Source organism: Streptomyces sp. NPDC001663 (assembly GCF_042893105.1).
Classification (GTDB): Bacteria; Actinomycetota; Actinomycetes; order Streptomycetales; family Streptomycetaceae; genus Streptomyces.
In genome coordinates, this window is the sequence record NZ_JBIAUR010000005.1 from 26167 (window position 1) to 44270 (window position 18104).

The window sequence follows — 18104 nt, forward strand, 5'->3', positions numbered from 1 at the left end:
CCGGTCACGGAGCGCTGGGCGCCGGGCGCTTGAACATCCGCGTTGCAGTGATCTCGCTGTGCCCGGCCTCTCCGACAACGGCCTCACGCGGCAGACCCGGACGGAGGTGTTCCTCGACGCTGATGTACTTCAGCCCGGCCCGCAGGTCGGCGTCGTTGCGCAGCCGGATGACCAGCGGGAACTCGGCCAGTGCGGTCGTGTCGAACAGGCCGGTGGTGTAGAGGAGTTGGACGCCGAGCGCGTCGGACACGGCGCGCTGCAGCTCCAGCAGGTAGGTGGCGTTGGCGCGGCCGATGGGGTTGTCGAGGAACAGCGTGCCTGCGTGCCGGTGCTTGTCGCGGCCGCGGTCGTTCGAGCGCAGCGCGGCCATCGTGCAGTACAGGGCGATGGCCGCGGTGAGCAGCTGGCCGCCGGAGAACACGTCGCCCATCTGCCCGACGGGCACGCGCTCGGCGCGCAGCACGGCGTCCGGCTTGAGGATCTCGACGGCGACGCCCTTGGGCTGCAGTGCCGCGCCCACCCCCCGCAGGAGCAGGGACATGCCGTCGCGTCGCAGGTCGGAGTTCTTCTTCACGGCCGCCCGGGTGGCCTCGTCGATGACCTCGCCGAGCCGCTCGGTGAGCGTGGCCTGGTCGGGCTCCTCGAAGCGGATGCGCAGGAACTCCTGCCCGGACCACTCGCCGAGCCCCTCGGGCAGCCGGGACAGCCGCTGGGCTGACCGCAGGGTCGCCAGCGCCGACTCCACCAGGCCGCGCAGCCGGTCCACGATCGAGTCCCTGTTCCGCTCCAGCTGTGCCAACTCGTCGGTGAGGACGCGGAGTCGGGGCGCGAACGCGTCGGCCCACTTCTGTGCGTGCTCGGGCAGGGCGGAGGCGGGCAGTTCGCGGATCTGCTGACGTGCGGGGGTGCGGACCTGCTCGTAGCGCGTGGAGTTGGCGTGCCGTACGAGCACGTCGCTCGCCTCGCGCACGGCGGCCTCGGCGGCGGACAGGTCGGCCGCGCAGCCGCGCAGTGACCGGCGGGCCTCCGCGGCGGACTGCCGGGCCTCCTCCAGGCTGCCGGGGTACGGCTCCGGCTCCTCCTGCTCCTCCTCCATGGCGTGTTCGCGCAGCAGGTCGCGCAGCATCGCGGCGATCTCGTCGAAGCCGCCGGCCGCGTCCTCGGCCGCGCGGTGGGCGTCGAGGAGTTCCGCGTGCGCCTCCCGGGCCTGGTTCAACGCCTCGGTGCGGGAGGCAAGTTCGGCCGTCGCGGTGCGCAGCAGCGCCTGGGCGTGCTCGGCGTCGCGCGGCTCGAGCTCCTCGGGCAGTTCGGTGTGCGCGTCGCCGTCCTCGGGGGCGTGCCGCTCGGCCTCGCCACGCAGCCGCCCGAGTTGCTCACTCGCGGTCGACATCCGGGTCTCCAGGAGCTGCACCAGCTCCTCGGCCCGTGCGGCGGCCGCCTGCCGGGACGGCCCGTCGGACCCGTCCGGCGACTGCAGCAGCTGCTCGGCGCGGGTGCGGACCTTGTTGCTGAGCCGGTCCAGCTCGGCGCGGGCGGCGCTCTCGTCGCTCTCCGCGCGGGCCTGCTCGGCGCGCAGGTCGGCGCCGACGCCGACCTTCTCGTACACCTGGGAGGCGGCGCGGTAGGCCTCGCGGAGGGCGGGCAGCGACGACTTGGAGGGCGCTGCGTCGTCCTCCGGTACGTCGTCGGGGGCGCCCGCGATCTCCGCGCGCTCGGCGCGCAGCGCCCGGGCGGTCCTACGGGCGTCGTCTGCGGCGCGCTGGGCGGCGCGCCGGTCCTCGTCGGCGGCGCGGGCGCGCTCCAGACAGGCCTGGGCGCGGGCCTCCGACTCGGCGCCCTCGTCGGCCAGTTCGCGCAGTTTGACCTGCCAGCCCGCCCGCTCGCGCAGCCGGAAGGCGAGCCCGGCAAGGGCGTCGGCCGCGCGCCGGGCCTTCTGCGCAGCCTCCTGTCGCTCCTCGCGCACGTGCGACGCCTCGGCGGCGGCCTCGTCGGCCTCGGTCCGCACCGCGCGTGCCTCGGCCAGCTCGGCCTCCGCCTCCTCGGCGAAGGCCTGCGCGTCGTGGGCGGCCTGGGCGAGCTCGATGAGCCGCCCCGCGGGGCACCCCGTGCGCCAGGAGGCGAGCCGCGCCGCCAGCTCCCGGTCCTTGCCGAGCCGCGCGGCGAGCGTCCGGATCTCCTCGTCCCGCTCGGTCGCCCGCGCGCGCAGCGCCTGCCGTTCCTCGTCGGCGGCGTGCTCGTCGTGCATGGCGGGGTTCGGTGGTACGAGGAAGACGCTGCCGTCTCCCGAGTCCGTGTCCGGGGTGGGTGCGAGCAGGGCGGCGGCCGTACCGACGGCCACGGCGGACCGCGGCAGGAGGGCGGCGTCGCTGAGCGCGTCGCGGGCCCGCGCGTGTGTCTCGGGGTCGGTGATGATCACGCCGTCGACCAGCTCCGGCCGGGCGGCCAGCACGCGCGCGTGGTCGGCCGGGTCGACGGCCTGGGCGAGATAGCGCCAGCCCGGCAGCGCCGGGATGCCGTGCTCGCCGAGGAACTCCACGGTGGCCAGCACGTCCGGGCCGGGCGGCAGCAGTCCGCCGTCACCCAGCGCGCCCAGGATCCGGGCGTCGTCGGCCGCATCCGTGCGCAGGTCAAAGAGCTGACGCTCGGCGGAGGAGACGCAGTCGTCGAGGAGCTCGCGCAGTTCGTCGGCGAAGCGGTCGAGCTCCTCCGGAGTGAGGGCTGCCTGGTCGCTGCCCGTCTCGTGCCGGGGCCGCGGGACCACGGGCCGTGCTTCGTCGCCGGAGATGCTCAGCAGTTCCGCCAGCCGCTCCTCCCCCGCCAGCGCTTCGGCGATGCGGTGCTCGGCCTCGTACGACCGCTGGGTCGCCGTTGCCGCGTCCGCCGCGCGGGCCGCCGTCAGTTCTGCCCGGGACTCCGTCGAGGCAGCCTCGCGCGCGTGCTCGGTGGCCTTGCGCGAGGCCTCGCGCGCCGTGTCCCAGGCGGCGACCGCGGTCTTCTCGGCATCGCTGGCCGCCAGGGCGGCGCGCGCCGGGTCGGCGTCGGGCGCGCTGTCGTCGAGCCAGCCGGCCCGTACCGCCTCGGCGGTCTCCTGCTCGACCTCGGTGAGGCGCTGCCGCAGATGCCCGACCTCACTGCGGGCCCGCTGCGCCTCCGTGGCGGCGGCGGTCGAGTCCCGGTGGGCGGCCTCGCCGACCTCCTGGAGCGCGGCGGACCGCTCCTCCTCCTCGTTGGCGAGGGCCTCCGCACTCCCCGCGGCCGCGTGCAGCGCCCGTACGAGATCCACGGCGGCCTTGGCCCGGGCGGCGAGCGCGGGAGCCGCGTCCCGTTCGGCCACCTGGATCGCGGCGGCCACGCGCGCGACGCGGTCGGCGGCGTCGCCGTGGCGCAGTACGGCCTCGGCGGCCTGCCAGGCGGAGTGCAGGGTGCGTGCGTCCGCGAGCTCGCGCTTCTGGGCTGCTGCGGACTTCTCGGTCACTGCGAGCGCCAACGAGGCGTTCCGGTAGGCGAGTTCGGCCGCGATCAGCGCACTGCGCTCCCGGCCCGCCTCGGAATGCGTGACCGCGTAGGCGGCCGCGGTGACGCGCTGGGCGAGGTCGGCGGCCCTCACCCGCTCCTGCACGCCCCGCGCGGACAGCCGACGGGCCAGCGTGCGCGTACGGCGCTCCGCACCGGCGTGGATGTCACGCGCACGCGCGCGTGCCTCGGCGGCCTCGACGATCCGCCCGAGCAGGTCCACCGACCCGGCGGTGAAGTCCCGTTCGGCGATCAGCTCGGCCCTGCGCCCCAGCTTGTTGCCGAAGCCGCTGACCAGGTCAGCGAGCCCGTCGGTGTCCCGCGTGTCGGTCACGGCGCGCAGCAGGAGGTCGGTGAAGTCGGAGTCCTTCTTGACCGCGAAGAGGCCCGCGGCCTCGCCCTCGTCGGCGTTCATCTCCCGCTGGTAGCGGAAGAGTTCGGGGTCGAGGCCGAGGTCGCCGAGGTGCTCGATCCAGCGGTCGTGGATCTCCTCCCAGTGCACCTCCAGGTGCGGATACGCCTTGCCCGCCTCGGTGATGGCGTCCCGGAAGCCCTTCATGGTGCGACGGCGGCCCTGCGCGCCGGACTGGCCTTCGACGGGCGCGCGTACCGAAGTGGCCTCGGCGACCGGCAGGTTGTCCAGAGAGAGCCCCGGCCCGGGCCGGAAGGAGTACCAGGCCTCCGCGAACTTCCGCGGGTCGTTGGAGACTTGGCGCCCCCGCCACTCGCTGACCTTGCCGACCACGACGCATTCGCCGGTCAGCGTGTGCTGCCACTCCAGGGCGACGTGCCCGCAGTCGTCCGCGAGCAGGAACTTGCGCAGCACACCGGAGCTGGCGCCGCCCAGGGTGTTGCGGTGGCCCGGCAGCATCACCGAGAAGATGAGCTTCAGCAGCACCGACTTGCCGCCGCCGTTCTCCAGGAAGAGCACGCCGGCAGGCGCGGGGCGGCGCGGCGGACCGACGGGCTCCTCCTCGAAGAACTCAGCCTGGGTGGGCGCGGGGTCGGGCACGGGCTCGCCGACACCGCGCAGGTCAAGCACGGTGTCGGCGTAGCGTGCACCGGCGGGACCGATGGAGTAGAGGCGGACCCGGGACAGCTCGTACATGGCGGACTCTCGTAAGTCTTCGGCAGGTCGGGGAAGTTCAGGAGCGGGACGGCGCGTGGAACGGCAGCCCGGCGTCGGCCGCGAGCTCCAGGTCGTCGGTGTCCTCGGCGGGCACCAGCGTCGGCGTCCCGTCGGTCATCGGGACGACGCCGAGCTCCAGCAGCTCGGCCATCGCGGCGCTGCCCGCCATGTCCCGCACCTGGAGCTGGTAGCGGGCCGTCGTCCGGTACGTACCGCCGTTGTCGTCGCCGGTGCGCTGCAGGAAGCCGGAGTCGGTGAGGAACACCGCGGCCTTGCCGACGATGCCGGTCGTCGAACCGGCGAGTCTGCGCGCGTCCTTGGTGGCACCGGTCGCGCTGCGTCTCGCCCAGATCCGCCAGGCGGCCTCCAGACCGGGCGCCTCGGTGGCCGGGTCGGTGTTGTCGCCGTGCGCCTCGGCGCGCTCCTCCAGGCGCCGGCAGGCCTGCCGTACGAAGGCGTCGACGCCGTTGACCGTCACGCGCCCGATGTAGCCGTCGTCGGCCAGGTCCTCGGGGCGCGGGAACGCCATGGCGGCGACGGCGAGATGGGCCAGTCCGTGCAGGAACCGGTCGCCGCCGTCGGCGGACGTACGACGCGCGTAATCGCCCATACGGACGGCGAACACCGAGTCCTCGGCGGCCGTGACGGCCATCCCCGCGCGCGGGGACACCTCCAGCACCACCAGCCCGAGTCCCGCGGCCACCGCGTCCGCGAGGCGCGCGAACGGCGGGTCCTCGCGGTAGCGGCGCAGCAGCTCCGCGTACTCCTGGTCGCGCGCGGGCTGCAGCTTGGGCTGCAGTCCGAACGCGACGAGCCGCGCCGCGTCGGCGGCGTCGGCGGGCGTGACGGCGGCGGTGACCGGCGCGACTGCGGTCTCCGGCTCACTCCACTCGACGTGCTCGGTCACGGCTTGGGCTCCTTGTCGCGCTGCTGCCTGGTCATGCTGCTTCCGTCCGATCCGCTGCCATCCCCGCCGCATCCAGCAGCGCGGTCCCCACGATCAGGTCGGCCCCGCCGAACTCCGGGTCGTCCAGCTCCGTCCCGTCGTCCACGGCGAACAGCAGCTTCTCCTCGCCCTGGCGGTAGGCGGTGCCGACGGCCGGGCTGGCCGCATGGACCGCCAACAGGGCCACCAGGTACGGCAGATCGGGGTCCTGACGCCGAGCCTCCGCCAACAGGCCCGACAACCGCCGCGGCGCGTCGGCCGGCAGATCGAGCAACTCCGTCGCCGCCGCCAACTGCTCCTCGCTGAACCGGCTGTCGTCCGGCGTCGCGATCAGATCCGGCTCCGGCATCTCCGCGCCCAGGTGCTCCCGCTCCACCGGAGGCGTCAGCAGGACGTCGACCAGGTCGCTCACCCGCACCGACACCGGCGTACGCAACCCGGTCCCGCGCGCGAAGAAGGCGTCCGTGACGCGGACGGCCTGCTCCAGCGGCAGCGGCAGCACGGGGGCGACCAGATGCCCGTACAGGTCTATCCCCGACGACGTCATGGGCGTGGCGAAGGCCTGCCGGTCCTGCTCGGCGCGGAACAGCGGCCCGGCCTCCAGCAGCCGGGACTGCAGCTGCGTATGCCTGCGGATGCAGTCCTTGACGATGTCCACCAGCTCGGCGGCGCGCCGCTTGTGCTCGGCGTCCTCGGTCTCGTCCCGCGCCTTGCGGATGTTGGTGAGGATCGCGTTCTCGTGGCGGTACCGGTCGGCCACGTGGTCCAGCGCCTCGGCGATCATGTCGGGCACGGAGTTGAGCCAGTCCACCGCCCGGACGTTGCGCCGGGTCGCGTCCAGGGCTCTGCGCAGGGTCTCCGAATACTGCACCGTCCGGTAGCGGGCCTGCTCGGCCGCGAGCTGGGCGTCGGCGAGGCGGCCCCGGTTGATCAGGACCTCCAGCTTGACCTCGGCGGCGATCTGCGCGCTGGTGACGTCCGTGTCCAGCGCCCCGACCAGGACGTTGACCGCCTCGTCCGTCGTACGGAGGTAGACCGTGCCGCCGGGGCCCGGCACCTCCTCGATCAGCTTGAAGTCGTAGTCACGGCGGACGTAGCTGCCGTCCGTCGTGAACGTGCCGTACACGGCCCGGAAGCCGCGGTCGACGCTGCCGACGTTGATCAGGTTCTCCAGCACCCAGCGGGCCACGCGCTCGTGCTCGGAGACGGGCCGCTGCGGGGCCTGGGCGGCAATGCGCGGGATGAGGCGGGCGACTATCTGGTCGTGGTCGGCGCCCGTGTCGAAGTCCATGTTCAGTGTGACCAGGTCGATGGCCGAGAGGGCCACCTCCGCCATGCCGTACACCGAGTACTCGCCCGCCAGGTTGGCCTTGCGTGCATCGAGGTCGTGCAGCGGCGCCGTGCAGGCGAGCGCGCGCAGGCGCCGCGCCAGCCCCTCGTCGGCGGCCGGGCCCGGTGCGGGGCGCGGCCCCGCGCTGAGCTGGGGCGGAACACGGTCCGTCGAAGCAGGCGAAGTCACGGTGCACAGACTAGGTCCTCGGTCTGACAACGACCCAAACGACGGAGATGGGCACAGGCGTCACAGTTGTCACACCGATGGGACCAGCACTCCCCCGTCCCGCTACCCGTCCTCGCCGACCCGCCGCCGGTACACCTCGACGACCCGCTCCAGCGAGTCCTCGAGGTAGACCTCGAGCAGCTTCTCGGCCTCCGTCCGGTCGCCCACCTGCAGCGCCTGAAGGATCTGCCGGTTACGCGCGAGGTACGGCTCGTGCAGCCGGCGCGGGTCGTCCACGACGTGGAAGGCGAGGCGGAGTTCGGCGAAGACGCTGCGCATCAGTTCGTCGGTGCGGGCGCTGCCGGCGAGAGCCACCAGCTCCCGATGGAAGTGGATGTTGGCGGTACCCACTGCTTTCCAGTCACCTTCGCGCGCCGCCCGCTGCCCTTCCTCGACGACGCCGGCGAGCGCGTCCAGGCCGTACGGCGGCTCGCCGAGCCCTCGGACGACGGCGCACTCCACGAGTCCGCGGGTGCGGTAGATGTCCTCGACGTCCTCGACGGTCAGGACCCGGACGAACACGCCCCGGTTCAGCTCGTGGACGAGCAGGCGTTCGTGGGTGAGCAGCCGGAACGCCTCGCGCAGCGTGTTGCGGGACACTCCGAGCGCGCCGCCGATGCTGTCCTCCGACAGCCTCGTGCCGGGCGGGAAGAAGCCCTCGGCGATACGGCCCCTGAGGATGTCCGAGACGCGTTCCGCGGTGCTGGTGCGCCCCAGGAGAGCCCGGTCGTCGGCCAGTCCTGTCAGCTGCTCTGCCATGCCCGGAATTCAATCGCAGATACAAGAACGAAACAACATGGGTATTGAAGGATCGTTCAACGATCCTCTACCTTGCTACGCACGGCGCCGCCTCGCTCACCGCGGTGCCGACCGCTCCCGCACGGCACGGCTCACTTCTCAAGCACCCTCCGTCCTCCCTCTGCGAGGTGCCCATGAGCACGACCCCTCAGCCTCAGGCCCTGACCGCCGACCCACGAGCAGATGAACTCACCGACCACGACGGCGCGTTGGGCTGGCTGCGCGCCCTCGGCCCGCGCGGCCGCCGCGCCTTCGCCGGTGCGTTCGGCGGCTATGCCCTGGACTCGTACGACTACTTCACGCTGCCTCTGAGCATGGTCGCGCTGGCCGCGTACTTCGGCCTGGACAGCGGCCAGACCGGCCTCTTCACGACCGTCACGCTCGTGGTCTCCGCGATCGGCGGCGCCCTGGCGGGAGTTGTGGCGGACCGGTTCGGCCGGGTCAGGGCGCTGATGATCACGGTGATCACCTATGCGGTGTTCACCGTGGCCTGCGGCTTCGCGCCCAACTACGAGACGCTGCTGGTCTTCCGGGCGCTCCAGGGCCTCGGTTTCGGCGGCGAGTGGGCGGTCGGCGCGATCCTCGTCGCCGAGTACGCGAGCGCCAAGCACCGCGGCCGCACCCTCGGCGCGATCCAGAGTTCGTGGGCCGTGGGCTGGGCGCTCGCCGCGATCGTCTACACCCTGGTCTTCTCCTTCGCCGGCGACGACCTGGCCTGGCGCATCATGTTCTGGACGGGCGCGCTTCCGGCCCTCCTGGTGGTCTGGATGCGACGCCGGGTGCAGGACGCCCCGGAGGCGGCCGCCGTACGCGAACAGAGCACGCAGAAGGGCTCGTTCACGGCGATCTTCAAGCCAGGTCTGCTGCGCACCACGATCTTCGCCGGGCTGCTGTCCACCGGTGTCCAGGGCGGCTACTACACGCTCGCCACCTGGGTGCCGACGTATCTGAAGAGCGAGCGCGGCCTGTCGGTCGTCGGCACCGGCGGCTACCTGACGTTCTTGATCTCGGGCGCGTTCCTCGGCTATCTGACCGGCGGCTATCTCACCGACCGGCTGGGCCGTAAGCGCAACATCTGGCTCTTCGCCGTGCTGTCGGCGGTCTGCATCCTGGCGTACGCGAACATCCCGAGCGGCGCCAACACCCTGCTCCTGGTGCTCGGTTTCCCGCTGGGCTTCTGCATGTCGGCGATCTTCAGCGGCTTCGGGTCCTTCCTGAGCGAGCTGTACCCGACAGCCGTACGGGGCACGGGCCAGGGCTTCACCTACAACACCGGGCGCGCCGTGGGTGCCGTCTTCCCCACCACGGTCGGTTTCCTGGCCGACAGCTGGGGCGTGGGCGGTGCGCTGGTGTTCGGCGCGATCGGCTACGGCATCGCGGCCTTGGCGCTGCTGGGGCTGCCGGAGACGCGTGGAAAGGAACTCGCGTGAACCGTACGGAGGACCGCCCCCTGACCGTCGTCGACGAGCACGCGCACGCGTGGAGCCCGAAAACCGCCCGGACCCGCTTCCGGAACGGGCTCGCCGGACCCACCGCCGGGGTCGCGGCCGGCCACACCCAGGTCAACCTGATCTCGGTACCCGCCGACTGGGCGTACGACATGCTGCTGTTCTGCCAGCGCAACCCCAAGCCGTGTCCGGTGCTCGACGTCACGGACGCCGGCGCGGTCACGACGGTCCTCGCGGAGGGCGCGGACCTGCGCACCGACCTGCCGCGCTACCGGGTGTGGCAGGACGGCGAGTTGGTGGACGAACCGACGGACGTACGCGCGCACTGGCGCGACGACCTGGTGTCGTTCCTGATCGGCTGCAGCTTCACCTTCGAGTGGGCACTGGCCGAGGCGGGCGTCCCCATCCGCCACGTCGAGCAGGGCCGCAACGTCCCGATGTACGTGACCAGCCGTCAGTGCCGCCCCGCGGGGCGGCTGCACGGCCCCATGGTGGTGTCCATGCGGCCGGTGCCGCCGGAGCACCTGGCGGCGGCGATCCGGGAGAGCAGCCTGCTCCCGGCGGTGCACGGCAGCCCCGTACACTGCGGCGATCCCGCGGGGCTCGGCATCGAGGACCTCGGCCGCCCCGACTTCGGCGATCCGGTGGACGCCGAGCCGGACGACATCCCGGTGTTCTGGGCCTGCGGAGTGACCCCGCAGGCCGCGGTGATGGCCTCGCTCCCGCCGTTCGCCATCACGCACGCACCGGGGCAGATGTTCCTGACCGACGCCCGCGACGAGCAGTACCGCGTGGCCTGAGACGAGAACGAAGGATCCATGACCTCGATCGATCTGAACGCCGACCTCGGCGAGGGCTTCGGCCGCTGGCGGCTGACCGACGACGAGCGGCTGCTGTCCGTCGTCACCAGCGCCAACGTGGCCTGCGGGTTCCACGCCGGGGACGCGGCCACGATGCGGCGGGTGTGCGAGCTCGCGGCCGAGCGCGGTGTCCGGATCGGCGCCCAGGTCTCCTACCGGGACCTGGCCGGCTTCGGGCGGCGCGCGATGGACGTGCCGCCCGCTGAGCTCGCCGCCGAAGTGGCGTACCAGATCGGCGCGTTGGAGGTCTTCGCGCGCGCGGCGGGCACGCGCGTGTCGTATGTCAAGCCGCACGGCGCGCTCTACAACCGTGTGGTGCACGACGAGGAGCAGGCCGGCGCGGTCGTGGACGGTGTGCGGCTCGCCGACGCCACGCTGCCCGTGCTCGGTCTGCCCGGCTCACGGCTGCTGGAGTACGCCGAGAAAGCCGGACTCCCGCCCGTCACCGAGGCGTTCGCGGACCGCGCGTACACGCCCGAGGGCACGCTCGTACCGCGCGGCCACGACGGTGCCGTGGTCAACGACCCGGAGGCGGTCGTGGAGCGCTCGGTGGGCCTGGCCCGCGACGGAGTGGTCAGCTCGCACTCCGGGGAGCGAGTCGAGGTACGCGCGCGTTCCCTGTGCCTGCACGGGGACACCCCGGGTGCCGTCGAACTGGCCCGGCTGGTGCGGGAACGCCTGCAGGAGTCCGGGGTCCGGGTGGAGGCCTTCGCATGAGGGCACTGCCCGTCGGCGACAGTGCCCTGCTCATCGAGGTGTCCTCCGGCGAGGAGGCGCAGGCGCTGCACGCTGATCTGCTGCGCCGCCGCGCGGAGGGCGCGCTGTCGGTCCGCGAGATCGTCCCCGCGGCCCGCACCGTCCTCCTCGACGGCCTCGCCGACCCGGCCCGCCTGGCCGGCGAACTGACCGCCTCCGAGGTACCTCCCACCCCTCCAAGTGCGCGTGACGTGATCGAGATCCCGGTGCGCTACGACGGCCCGGACCTGGCCGACGTCGCCGCGCACTGGGGCGTGACCGAGCACGAGGCGGCGGGCATCCACGCGGAGACCGAATTCGACGTCGCCTTCTGCGGGTTCGCCCCCGGCTTCGGCTACCTCACCGGCCTGCCGTCGCGTTACGACGTCCCGCGCCGAGCCACCCCGCGCACGGCCGTCCCGGCGGGTTCGGTTGCGCTGGCGGGGCCGTACACGGGCGTGTATCCGCGCTCGTCGCCGGGCGGCTGGCAGCTGATCGGGCGCACGGACGCCGTGTTGTGGGACCACGCGCGCGTGCCGGCCGCGCTGCTGGCGCCCGGCACGCGCGTGCGCTTCGTCCCGGTGGGGCGCTCATGACGGACCGGGCGCTCGTCGTCGTACGGGCCGGAGCGCTGACCACGGTGCAGGACCGCGGACGCCCGGGGCACGCGCACCTGGGCGTGCCCCGCTCCGGCGCGCTCGACGGCCCGGCGGCGGCCCTCGTCAACCGGCTGGTCGGCAACCCGCCCGAGGCGGCCGTCCTGGAGACCACGGTGAACGGCTGTGCCGTACGGCCGCGTTCAGCCGGCACGGTGGCCGTGGGGGGCGCCCCCTGCGCGGTCACGGTGGACGGCAGGCCGGTCGCCTGGGGAGCGCCGGTGCACGTGCCCGCCGGTGCGGTCCTGGAGGTCGGAACGGTCGTCTCGGGAGTACGCAGCTACGTGGCCGTCTCCGGCGGGGTCGCCGTCGAACCGGTCCTGGGCAGCCGCTCCACGGACCTCCTGTCCGGCCTCGGCCCTGCCCCACTCACGGACGGCACGGTGCTGCCCCTGGGAACGCCGGAAAGCCTCCACGCGCGCGTGGACGTCGCCCCGCAGCCGGCGCCACCGGCCGAGTTGGTTCTGCGGGTGACGCTGGGACCACGTGACGACTGGTTCACGCCGGAGGCCTTGCGCGCCTTCACCACGCGCGCGTACCGGGTGTCACCCGCGAGCAACCGCATCGGCCTGCGCACGGAGGGACCCGCCCTGGAGCGGACCCGGCCGGGCGAACTCCCCAGCGAGGGAATGGTGCTGGGCGCGGTCCAGGTCCCGCCGGACGGCAGACCGGTGGTCTTCCTGGCCGACCACCCGACCACCGGGGGCTATCCGGTGATCGCGGTCGTCCGCGCCCAGGACCTCCCGGCCGCCGCCCAGGCGGCACCGGGCACGCCGGTCCGCTTCGTGGCGGTACGGCGCCGCTGAAGCGCTCCGATCACACCGCGTCCGCCTGTTCCACCACCGACAAAGCCGCCAGCGCCGCCGAAACCGCCGCCGACGCCCGCAGATCCAGCCGCGAGCTCGTCCCCCGCGCGCGGTGTCGCAGCTCGTCGGCGGCGAGTGTCAGGAGCTGCGGCAGCAGGTCGGTGCAGCGCCTGGCCACCCAGCCGGTGCCCGCGGTTGCCAGCCACAGCAGGCTCGCCGACTTGGTGGGCACGGGGAACTCGGGCTCCGGCGAGGGCGCGGTGCCCGTCGCCAGGCCCGCTTCCGCCAGCAGCGCGTGGAGGCGCACCGCCAGCTGCCGGTGGCCCCGCTCGCCGGGGTGCAGCCGGTCCGCGCTCCACATCGCGCGGTCCATGATCCAACCGCCCTCGGCCGCATGCAGGTGGACGGCCCCGTACCGGTCGGAGAGCGCATGGACCACCCGGTTGACCGCCCGCTGCCGCCGGGCCAGCGGTCGGGCCAGCGCCCCCGGCAGGCCGAGCATCGCGCCGGGGTCGGGCAGACACGCCGTGAGCAGGACCGCGCCCTGCTCGGTGAAGGCGGCGTACACCTTGTCGAGCCGTTCGGCCACGGCGTGGATGTCGAAGGTGCAGCGCAGGGTGTCGTTGACGCCGATGACGACGGAGACGACGTCCGGCCGCAGGGCGAGCGCGGCCGGCGTCTGCAGCTCCAGCACCTCCCGGGTCTGCGCCCCGCTGACGGCGAGGTTGGTGAACTCCACGGACTCCTTTGGCCCGGCGAGCCCGTCGGCGAGCAGCGCGGCCCAGCCGCGCCACCCGTCGCCGACGGGATCGCCCACGCCCTGGGTGAGCGAGTCGCCGAGCGCCACGAAACGCACCGATCTCATGCGACGCCTCCGGGCACGAAACGACGCACCGGTACCGTCGCGTCGTGCGCGGCGAGGAACGCCTCGACGGCCGTGCTCCAGCCGAAGCACTCCGCACGCGCGCGTGCCGTCTCGCGTCGCTCCCGCTCGGGGAGCGCGAGCAGCAGGTCGACGGCGTCCGCGAAGGCGTCCCCGTGGTCCGCCGCGACGGCCCCGGCGGATCCGATCACCTCCGGCAGGGCGGACGAGGTGCTCACCACCACGGGCGTCCCGCAGGCCATCGCCTCCAGCGCGGCGAGCCCGAACGTCTCGGCGGGCCCGGGGGCCAGGCACACGTCGGCGGAGGCCTGGAGTGCGCCCAGCGCGCCGCGGTCGGCGACGTGCCCGAGGAAGGTGACCGGCAACCGGCGCTCGCGTGCCCGCTGCTCCAGCCGCGGACGCAGCGGCCCGTCCCCGGCCACCACCAGCACCGCCCGCCTGCCGCGCCGCAGCAGCGCCTCCAGGGCGTCCAGTGCCGTGCCGGGCCGCTTCTCCACGGACAGCCGGGTGCACGTCACGAGCAGCGCCTCGTCCACGCGCGCGTACCGTGCACGCACCCCGGGGTCGTGCAGCGCGGGATGCCGCTCCACGAGGTCGACGCCGAGCGGAGCCCGTACGACATTGCGGGCGCCGATCCGGACGAACTCCCGCTCGGCGAACTCGGTGGTGCACACCACGCGCGCGTACGTGTGCGCCGTACGGACGTTGAGGGCGTCGGAGGCGCGCCGGGCCATGCCCTCGGACAGGCCCCAGGTGCGCAGGACGCCGTCGGCGGTCTCGTGGGAGACCATCACGGCGGGTACGCGGGCCCGCCGTGCCCACTTGCCGGTCCAGCGCAGGGTCGTACGGTCGGAGACCTCCAGGCGGTCGGGCGCCAGCTCCTCCAGGAGCCGGGCCACGCGCCGCTTGTCGGTGAGCACGCGATAGCCGCCCGTGCCGGGCAGCAGCGGCCCGGGCAGGGTGATGACGCGCCCCTGTTCGGTCTCGCGGTCGTCCGCGCGCTCGCCCGGCACGATCAGCACGGGGTCGTGACCGGCCGCCTTGTAGCCCTTGCCGAGCTCACGCAGCGCGGTACGCAGGCCGCCGGACGCGGGTGCGACGAAGTTGGCCAGCCGCACGATCCGCAGCGAGGTCATGCCGCCACCGCCGTCTTCTTGCGCGCGGCGAGCACGTCCCCGTAGTGCCCGATCAGCTGGTCGCCGACCGCCGCCCAGGTGCGGCCCTCGACCATGGCCCGTGCGGCGGCGCCGAAGGAGGCCCGCAGGGCGGGGTCGACGGCCAGGTGGCCCACGGCGTCCCGTACGGCCTCCGCGTCCCGGGGCGGGACCAGCAGCCCGGTGCGCCCGTGGGCGACCAGGTCGAGGGGGCCTCCGGTGGCGGGCGCCACCACGGGGACGCCGCTCGCCATGGCCTCCTGCACGGTCTGGCAGAAGGTCTCGAAGGGACCGGTGTGCGCGAAGACGTCCAACGAGGCGTAGATCCGGGCGAGGTCGTCACCGGTGCGGCGGCCGAGGAAGACCGCGCCGGGCAGCGCCTCGGCCAGGTTCGGCTGGCTCGGCCCGTCACCCACGACCACGACCCGCACGCCCTCCAGACCGCACACTCCGGCCAGGAGCTCGATGTGCTTCTCGGGGGCGAGCCGTCCGACATAGCCGACGATCACCTCGCCGTTGGGGGCGAGTTCACGGCGCAGTACCTCGTCGCGCAGGTCGGGGCGGAACCGGACGGTGTCGACGCCACGCGGCCACAGCTTGAGCCGGGGGACGTCGTGGTCCTCCAGGTCACGCATGGAGGCGCTGGACGGCACGAGGGTGAGGTCGGCGGCGGAGTGGACGGAGCGGATGCGCCGCCAGGCGGCTGCCTCGCCGGCGCCCATGTAGGTACGGGCGTATCCGGCCAGGTCGGTCTGGTAGACGGCCACGGCGGGGATGCCGAGCCGGGCGGCGGCGGCCATGCCGCGGACGCCGAGGACGAAGGGGCTGGCCAGGTGCACGATGTCGGCACGGTGCTCGACGATCGCCGCGGCGAGGCGCCGGCTGGGCAGCGCGACGCGGACCTGGGGGTAGCCCGGGAGCGGGAGGGAGGGGACACGGACGACGGGGCACGGCGCCGAGGCGTCGGGCCGTTTGCCGGCGGTGGGAGGCGGGGCCGGCGCGACGACGAGCGGGGAGTGACCGCGATCTACGAGGTGCCGGGCGGTCTGAAGCGCGCAGTGGGCCACGCCGTTCACGTCGGGGGGAAAGGATTCGGTCACGATGACGACACGCATACTGGTGTTCTCGCCGTGCCGGACGTGCCCGCGTCAACGTCGATCTTTGCGCACGATGAACGTCCCGTGAGCGTTCCTTCGCACACCCGAGCAGGTCAGACCGTGTCCATGACCGCCTGACCCGCGGGTCACCCCTTGTTCACCCGGCCGCCGTGACGGCGCCCGGTGCACGCGTGCGTGGCTGGCTCAAACGGCTGGTCCGTCGGGTGTGATCCGACTCCGTACGGCCGTCTGCACCTCGGCTTCCTCGGCCGGATCGGCGGCGAGCCGACGGAGCTGTTCGACGACCCGGGCGTCACCGGTCTCGGCGTGCCGGGCGGCGATCTCGCGGGTGGTCTCCTCGCAGTCCCACAGGCACTCGACGGCGAAGCCTGCGGGGAAGGAGGGATCGGTGGCGGCGAGGGCGCGGGCGGCCCGGCCGCGGAGATGGGAGGAGGCGGTCTCGCGGTAGATATGGCGCAGCACGGGGGCGGCGCAGGCGATGCCGAGCCGACCGGTGCCGTCGACGAGGGTCCACAGGGTCGGGGCGTCGGGCCCCTCGCCTCGTACGGCCTCGCGCAGTGCGCCCAGGACCAGGTCCTTGTCCTCGGTACCGCCCCGGCAGGCGAGCATGCGGCCGGCGGCGGCGCCCAGCGGATCGGGCCGGTGGGCCCAGCCGCGGGCCCGGTCGACGGCGGCGATACTGCGCATCCGTTCGAACGCGTCGACGGCGGCCTCCACCACGGCCGGTGTGCCGGTGGTCACGGCGCCCTCGATCAGGCCGAGGGCATCGGGATCATTGCTGTCGGCGAGGTAGCGCAGCGCGGTGCAGCGGGCTCCGTCGGTGCCGTCCTTGGCGGCCTGCACGATCTCGGGCCGGTCCTCGGGGCCGGCCACGGCCGTGAGGCAGCGGGCGGCCGGGACGTGCAGCGCGGCGCCCCGTTCGACGCCCTGCTGGGCCCACTCGAACACGGCCTGCACGCTCCACCCCGGACGGGGCCCGGATGGTCGCATCTGCCGCTGCCAGCGGTCGAAACAGCCGGTCTCCTGAGCGGCACGCACACGCGTGGCGATCGATTCGCGCGGATCCTCGGCCCACAGCCGCCACGGCCGGGGCTCGAAGGCGTCGCGGACGGCGGCGGCCAGCTCGGCCTCGCCCTCCGCGTCGGTGGCGAAACGGGCCAGCACAGGGGCAGCGAGGGCCCGTAGGCCGGCGTCGTCGTCGCGCAGCGCCAGTTCGTCGAGGGCCCAGGCCCAGTTGGCGCCGGAGGCGGCGTACCTGCGCAGCAGTTCGAGCGCGTCCAGCCTGCCGTACGAGGCGAGGTGGCCGAGGACGGCCAGGGCCAGCCCCGTGCGTGACTCCTCGGTGTCGAAGACGTCCTCGACGTCGAAGAGGTGCGCCTCGATCTCGTCCAGCTCGCCGTTGAGGTCGAGGTAGAGACGGGCGTAGTACAGCGAGCGGTTCTCCACCTGCCAGTCGTGGCGGGGGTCGCGCAGCACACAGTGGTTCAGCGCCGCGAGCGCCTCGGGGCGCGGGGCGGTGAGCGCGTGCAGCGTGCCGTCGCCGCGGCCCCGCTGAAGCAGGCCGAGCAGCGTACCGCTGGGCGCTATGACCGGATCGAACATGGGAAACAGCCTCACATCAAGCGTCGACGCAACCGGGGACGTGCATTACCTGGCCGCGTGCCAACACGTCGGGGCGCCCGCCGTTTCCTGCTTGCTGTAAGCCATCTTCCTCTGCCTCTCGTCATTGGCCCATGCGGACCGCATCACGGCCCGCGCGGTGCGGCAACACCTGCCCAGCCATCGCGTCCGTGAATCACGACGTCATGATGACCCGGCACTTCGACCTGCCGCGACCGAAATTTCGGCGGCCCTGTACCGCCTCCCCCGTTTTCCGTGTTTTTGCTGGTCAGAACATTCGGATCAGTGTGCTGCGAACAACTCGAGCAGTTCGGTCTTGCCGAACATCCGGGCCGTGTCGACGGCCGAGGGGGTGCCCTCGGCCGGATCCGCACCCCCCTCAAGGAGGGCCTTGATCACTTCCGTCTCACCCTTGAAGACGGCCCCGGCGAGCGGCGTCTGCCCCCGGTCGTTGACACCGCCCGCCGCGGCGCCCCGCGCGAGCAGCGCACGCACCGCATCGGCGTGCCCGTGGTACGCGGCGAGCATCACGAGCGAGTCCCCGCGGTCGTTGGTGAGGCCGGCCGGAACACCCGCGTCGACATAGGCCACGAGCGCCTCGGTCTGCCCCTGCCGGGCCAGATCGAAGATCTTGGTCGCCAGCTCCACGACCTCGGGGTCGGGGGCTTCAGTCATCGGCCGGACCGCCTCTCCATACAACCGTTCAGGTGAATCGCAAGGGTACTGGCTAGCGCAACACATGACCCGATGCGCCCGAGGTAAAGATCAGCACAGACCCGGTCGGACGCAACAGTCCGCCTCAGGCGGCCCGGAGCGCTCGACCACCCGAGGGAAATGCACCTAAATTCACCCAGTTGCACCTTTTATAGTATGGATACAT

General features: G+C 73.3%; 14 protein-coding genes. 5 read left to right on the top strand and 9 right to left on the bottom strand.

Annotated features, from left to right (window positions below; translation table 11 throughout):
• Nucleotides 1-4 precede the first annotated feature (4 nt).
• From ACFY1L_RS17035 to ACFY1L_RS17050, 4 genes are all read right to left on the bottom strand, one after another.
• Nucleotides 5-4621, bottom strand: coding sequence for a hypothetical protein (locus ACFY1L_RS17035; RefSeq protein WP_388824075.1), 4617 nt, complete (start codon nucleotides 4619-4621; stop codon nucleotides 5-7).
• Between the two features lie 37 nt (nucleotides 4622-4658).
• The gene (locus ACFY1L_RS17040; protein WP_388824077.1) at nucleotides 4659-5549 is read right to left on the bottom strand and encodes a hypothetical protein; all 891 of its coding nucleotides are present in this window, start codon (nucleotides 5547-5549) and stop codon (nucleotides 4659-4661) included.
• A 31-nt stretch (nucleotides 5550-5580) separates the two neighbouring features.
• Nucleotides 5581-7107, bottom strand: a complete 1527-nt coding sequence (locus ACFY1L_RS17045) for a hypothetical protein (protein WP_388824079.1) — start codon at nucleotides 7105-7107, stop codon at nucleotides 5581-5583.
• A 102-nt stretch (nucleotides 7108-7209) separates the two neighbouring features.
• A complete protein-coding gene (locus ACFY1L_RS17050) occupies nucleotides 7210-7905 on the bottom strand; it encodes a GntR family transcriptional regulator (RefSeq protein ID WP_388824081.1) in 696 nt (231 codons plus the stop codon).
• Nucleotides 7906-8078: 173 nt separating this feature from the next.
• On the opposite strand from ACFY1L_RS17050, the gene ACFY1L_RS17055 reads away from it, so the two are divergent.
• Genes ACFY1L_RS17055 through ACFY1L_RS17075 form a run of 5 tightly spaced genes read left to right on the top strand, consistent with a single transcriptional unit; the run spans nucleotide 8079 to nucleotide 12449 of the window.
• Nucleotides 8079-9374: an MFS transporter gene (locus ACFY1L_RS17055; protein ID WP_388824083.1), complete on the top strand. Its 1296-nt coding sequence runs from the start codon at nucleotides 8079-8081 to the stop codon at nucleotides 9372-9374.
• Nucleotides 9371-10192: a putative hydro-lyase gene (locus ACFY1L_RS17060; protein ID WP_388824085.1), complete on the top strand. Its 822-nt coding sequence runs from the start codon at nucleotides 9371-9373 to the stop codon at nucleotides 10190-10192. Before ACFY1L_RS17055 ends, ACFY1L_RS17060 begins: the two co-directional genes overlap by 4 nt.
• An 18-nt stretch (nucleotides 10193-10210) precedes the next feature.
• The gene (locus ACFY1L_RS17065; RefSeq protein ID WP_388824087.1) at nucleotides 10211-10969 is read left to right on the top strand and encodes a LamB/YcsF family protein; all 759 of its coding nucleotides are present in this window, start codon (nucleotides 10211-10213) and stop codon (nucleotides 10967-10969) included.
• Nucleotides 10966-11583, top strand: coding sequence for a 5-oxoprolinase subunit PxpB (pxpB, locus tag ACFY1L_RS17070; protein WP_388824089.1), 618 nt, complete (start codon nucleotides 10966-10968; stop codon nucleotides 11581-11583). The genes ACFY1L_RS17065 and pxpB overlap by 4 nt, the downstream gene beginning before the upstream one ends.
• Complete coding sequence (locus tag ACFY1L_RS17075) at nucleotides 11580-12449, top strand: biotin-dependent carboxyltransferase family protein (RefSeq protein ID WP_388824091.1); 870 nt, start codon at nucleotides 11580-11582, stop codon at nucleotides 12447-12449. The genes pxpB and ACFY1L_RS17075 overlap by 4 nt, the downstream gene beginning before the upstream one ends.
• Nucleotides 12450-12459: 10 nt before the next feature.
• Here the strand turns inward: ACFY1L_RS17075 and ACFY1L_RS17080 are convergent, their stop codons facing one another.
• The 5 genes from ACFY1L_RS17080 to ACFY1L_RS17100 form a co-directional block, all read right to left on the bottom strand.
• A complete protein-coding gene (locus tag ACFY1L_RS17080) occupies nucleotides 12460-13314 on the bottom strand; it encodes an SGNH/GDSL hydrolase family protein (RefSeq protein ID WP_388824093.1) in 855 nt (284 codons plus the stop codon).
• Nucleotides 13311-14468: a glycosyltransferase gene (locus ACFY1L_RS17085; RefSeq protein ID WP_388824095.1), complete on the bottom strand. Its 1158-nt coding sequence runs from the start codon at nucleotides 14466-14468 to the stop codon at nucleotides 13311-13313. Before ACFY1L_RS17085 ends, ACFY1L_RS17080 begins: the two co-directional genes overlap by 4 nt.
• Nucleotides 14465-15601, bottom strand: coding sequence for a glycosyltransferase family 4 protein (locus ACFY1L_RS17090; RefSeq protein WP_388824097.1), 1137 nt, complete (start codon nucleotides 15599-15601; stop codon nucleotides 14465-14467). Before ACFY1L_RS17090 ends, ACFY1L_RS17085 begins: the two co-directional genes overlap by 4 nt.
• 186 nt (nucleotides 15602-15787) lie before the next feature.
• The gene (locus tag ACFY1L_RS17095; RefSeq protein ID WP_388824099.1) at nucleotides 15788-17206 is read right to left on the bottom strand and encodes a HEAT repeat domain-containing protein; all 1419 of its coding nucleotides are present in this window, start codon (nucleotides 17204-17206) and stop codon (nucleotides 15788-15790) included.
• 300 nt (nucleotides 17207-17506) lie between these two features.
• Nucleotides 17507-17899, bottom strand: coding sequence for an ankyrin repeat domain-containing protein (locus ACFY1L_RS17100; protein ID WP_388824101.1), 393 nt, complete (start codon nucleotides 17897-17899; stop codon nucleotides 17507-17509).
• Nucleotides 17900-18104 lie beyond the last annotated feature (205 nt).

Coding starts and splice junctions, on each gene's coding strand:
- ACFY1L_RS17080 (WP_388824093.1), bottom strand. CDS start 13,314: ATGAGATCGGTGCGTTTCGTGGCGCTCGGCGACTCGCTCACCCAGGGC.
- ACFY1L_RS17100 (WP_388824101.1), bottom strand. CDS start 17,899: ATGACTGAAGCCCCCGACCCCGAGGTCGTGGAGCTGGCGACCAAGATC.
- ACFY1L_RS17085 (WP_388824095.1), bottom strand. CDS start 14,468: ATGACCTCGCTGCGGATCGTGCGGCTGGCCAACTTCGTCGCACCCGCG.
- ACFY1L_RS17055 (WP_388824083.1), top strand. CDS start 8,079: ATGAGCACGACCCCTCAGCCTCAGGCCCTGACCGCCGACCCACGAGCA.
- ACFY1L_RS17065 (WP_388824087.1), top strand. CDS start 10,211: ATGACCTCGATCGATCTGAACGCCGACCTCGGCGAGGGCTTCGGCCGC.
- pxpB (WP_388824089.1), top strand. CDS start 10,966: ATGAGGGCACTGCCCGTCGGCGACAGTGCCCTGCTCATCGAGGTGTCC.
- ACFY1L_RS17075 (WP_388824091.1), top strand. CDS start 11,580: ATGACGGACCGGGCGCTCGTCGTCGTACGGGCCGGAGCGCTGACCACG.
- ACFY1L_RS17050 (WP_388824081.1), bottom strand. CDS start 7,905: ATGGCAGAGCAGCTGACAGGACTGGCCGACGACCGGGCTCTCCTGGGG.
- ACFY1L_RS17090 (WP_388824097.1), bottom strand. CDS start 15,601: ATGCGTGTCGTCATCGTGACCGAATCCTTTCCCCCCGACGTGAACGGC.
- ACFY1L_RS17035 (WP_388824075.1), bottom strand. CDS start 4,621: ATGTACGAGCTGTCCCGGGTCCGCCTCTACTCCATCGGTCCCGCCGGT.
- ACFY1L_RS17095 (WP_388824099.1), bottom strand. CDS start 17,206: ATGTTCGATCCGGTCATAGCGCCCAGCGGTACGCTGCTCGGCCTGCTT.